Source organism: uncultured Actinomyces sp. (assembly GCF_963526355.1).
Lineage (GTDB): Bacteria > Actinomycetota > Actinomycetes > Actinomycetales > Actinomycetaceae > Actinomyces.
On record NZ_CAUROW010000185.1, the window covers coordinates 1 to 2,611 of the forward strand.

A 2,611-nucleotide genomic window follows, 5' to 3' on the forward strand; every position below is an offset into this window, starting at 1 on the left:
AGACCGACAGGTCACGGCGGGCCTCCGGAGTCCCCAACAACTCCTCCAACCCCCGAGCCAACCGCTCCAGTTCCCGAGCTGCTGGCTCTGCGACATCAACAGCTCCGAAGGTCATGGCAATGTCCAGAACCGCATCCGCCACCTGAGAGCGGAGGGGAGTCGGAAAATCAGCAAGAGTCTCCAGGACGGCCTTGAGATTCACCTCCACGGTGACGGCGTCGTCGAGCAAGCCGCCGATCTCGGCGCCGGTCAGTCCTCTGAATGCCGACGCCAACGGAACTGGATCCTCGGGCAGAGCATCCAGGACCTCCCTGGCCCTCCACGGCTCGGTGGGGAGCAGACGTCGGGCCCGATCCGTCTCCCGGATGGTGACGGCAAGCTCGGGTGTCCGCTGATCCGGAGGAACCGTGATGCTCCAGGTGGAACGGTGCCGAAAACCGTCATTTGCTCCCACAGAGTGAGAGCCGTCGCCCTCTTCACGGCGCCGCGGCCGGTCCACCAGCTCCCCGGAACTGGAACCGATGACGCAAGTCAAGGACCGGATGGACCACAGGTCCGCAGCCTCACAGGCGGCGTCACTGAGAAGTGCGATAGGCCCGCAGACGATGACGCATCCGCCCCCGGGACGGGCCAGGCGTATCCGCATCTCGTTGAGAATGTGCAGAACCCTGCGGCGCACCCATTCATCCCACAGATCCAGGAAGAGAACACCAGGAACGGGAAGATGGCGGCTCAGCCACGAGGTCAGAAACTGCTCCGGCTCGGGTTCAGTCCAGGGCTCGTGCGCCCGCCGGCACCACAGTGCGGCGCGTTCCTTCATGTCCTGGGTCTGGATTCGAGTCTGTGCCGCGATCATCACAACGGTGGGCTCATTTCTGGTCCACTCCAAGTGGCGGCGCAGATCAGACCAGGCATGGTCAACGCTCACCGTCGAGGGGGCACTCGGGACACGCATGCTAGTCCTCGTCGAGGAGGCTCTCCAGCAGGGGGTGCACCCCGAACCAGTCGACGGTTCCGTTGCGGTAGCACAGCACGTACCCGAGCGCCTGGAGGGTCCAGGCCTCCGAGGTCAGCTCTCGCGGAACAATGAGCTGCTGGGTCTCCTTCACCTGACGAAGGATTTCCCGCTGCTCCTGAGACAGTCCGATGAAGGCCTGGGATCGCTGCTGGCGCTCGACCTGGTCGATATCCTCGGATCTCACGGGAAGCGGGCCGTTCTTGAGCAGGAGACCCGAGACCAGGCGGAACAGCTCACGGAACAGGCCGCCCGAGGCTCGGATTACCCGTTCCGTCTCCGCCCCCAGGAGTCGTTCCACATCACCATCCGGGGCACGCTGGGCCAGCACCTGACGCAGCAGGTCGATGCCCTCCTGGCAGTCCTCGCCGTTGCGCTCCCGTACCTTGACGTTGAGGACTGGCCACACCTCCCCGCCCCATCCCGTAGGTTTGACGTACACCGGCACCGTGTAGACCACGTGCATCCCGGGCAGGGCCAGCTCTGAGGCGTAGTGGGAGAACAACGCCTCAACGGAGTCGCGGACCTCGTCGAAGGTGGAGGACCGCCCCCGATAGTGCTCAATGGAGTCGACGATGAAAACCGGTGTCCTATTCCCGGGCAGGCTGTTCGCCAGATCGTTGAAGAAGGCGTGCATCTCCTCCTTGAACGTTTTGCGGTTGGAGTCCAGGGCGGCCTTAACCTGCGCCCGGAAGCTCTCGTCATCACGGAACCTCGCCCTCAGGTCAAGAGAGGCCGGCCCCCCGCTGACGGAGGCGCTGACCTCGGCGTCGATGTCGAGGCGCTGGAAGAAGGTCTGAACCCGGCGGTACAGGCTCTGCTTGAGCCCGTCGATCTCCTCGCAGTTGTCAACGAAGCCGGCGGCGAGGCCGACGAGAAAAGTCGCCGCCTCCAGTGGAAGCTCGGTGTTGAAGTAGTCCTCGATGTCGAAGTAGACAGGAAGGTAGACCTCACGATCCAGCTCCCGTTTGAGGCGCAAGAGCTCGGTGGTCTTTCCCGCACCGCGGTAGCCGGAGAGCAGCTGGACCGAGCCGCCAGCGGTGAAGTCAATCGCCGTGGCGATCTCCGCGACCAGATCCGGCCCAGCCGGGCCGTCGGGCCGGGCGTAGATCGGGACGTAGTAGCGCTCGAACTCCTCCTCCTCGCTGAGCATCTGAGCGCCTTGATGGACGTTCAGCGCGCGGTAGAAGTCCCTGCGGTAGTCCCGGTCCCTGTCACCCATGTCCGGAGTCTATACAGGGACTCAGCCCTCGAGGCGGATGAGGTCCTCGATGGTCTCGGGGCGCAGGATCCAGCCCGACTCTCCCTCACGCACCCAGCGCACGCCGGGACGGGTGAAGAGGTTGTAGTTGGAGGCCAGGCATCGTCCGTAGGCCCCGACGGCGGGCACCGCCAGAACGTCGCCGACGGCGAGGTCCACGGGCAGGTCGACGTCGCGCACGAGGATGTCGCCGCTCTCGCAGTGCTTGCCGACGACGCGCGCACGGGTCAGTCCCACAGCCGGGTCGGGCCGGCGGTTGGCGACGAGCGCCGTGTAAGCAGCCTTGTAGAGGGCGGGGCGGATGTTGTCGCTCATGCCGCCGTCGACACTCACGT

2 protein-coding genes and 1 pseudogene are annotated in these 2,611 nt (G+C 65.1%); all 3 read right to left on the reverse strand.

Annotated features, from left to right (window positions below; translation table 11 throughout):
- On the reverse strand, nucleotides 1-955 hold a 955-nt coding region (locus RWR81_RS13560), incomplete at its 3' end, for a hypothetical protein (protein WP_314458229.1).
- 1 nt (nucleotide 956) lies between these two features.
- On the reverse strand, nucleotides 957-2,237 hold the full coding sequence (locus RWR81_RS13565; protein WP_314458230.1) for a hypothetical protein: 1,281 nt from the start codon (nucleotides 2,235-2,237) through the stop codon (nucleotides 957-959).
- A gap of 21 nt (nucleotides 2,238-2,258) precedes the next feature.
- Nucleotides 2,259-2,611 (reverse strand): annotated as a pseudogene (locus tag RWR81_RS13570) (diaminopimelate decarboxylase); the annotation flags it as partial.

Coding starts and splice junctions, on each gene's coding strand:
- RWR81_RS13565 (WP_314458230.1), bottom strand. CDS start 2,237: ATGGGTGACAGGGACCGGGACTACCGCAGGGACTTCTACCGCGCGCTG.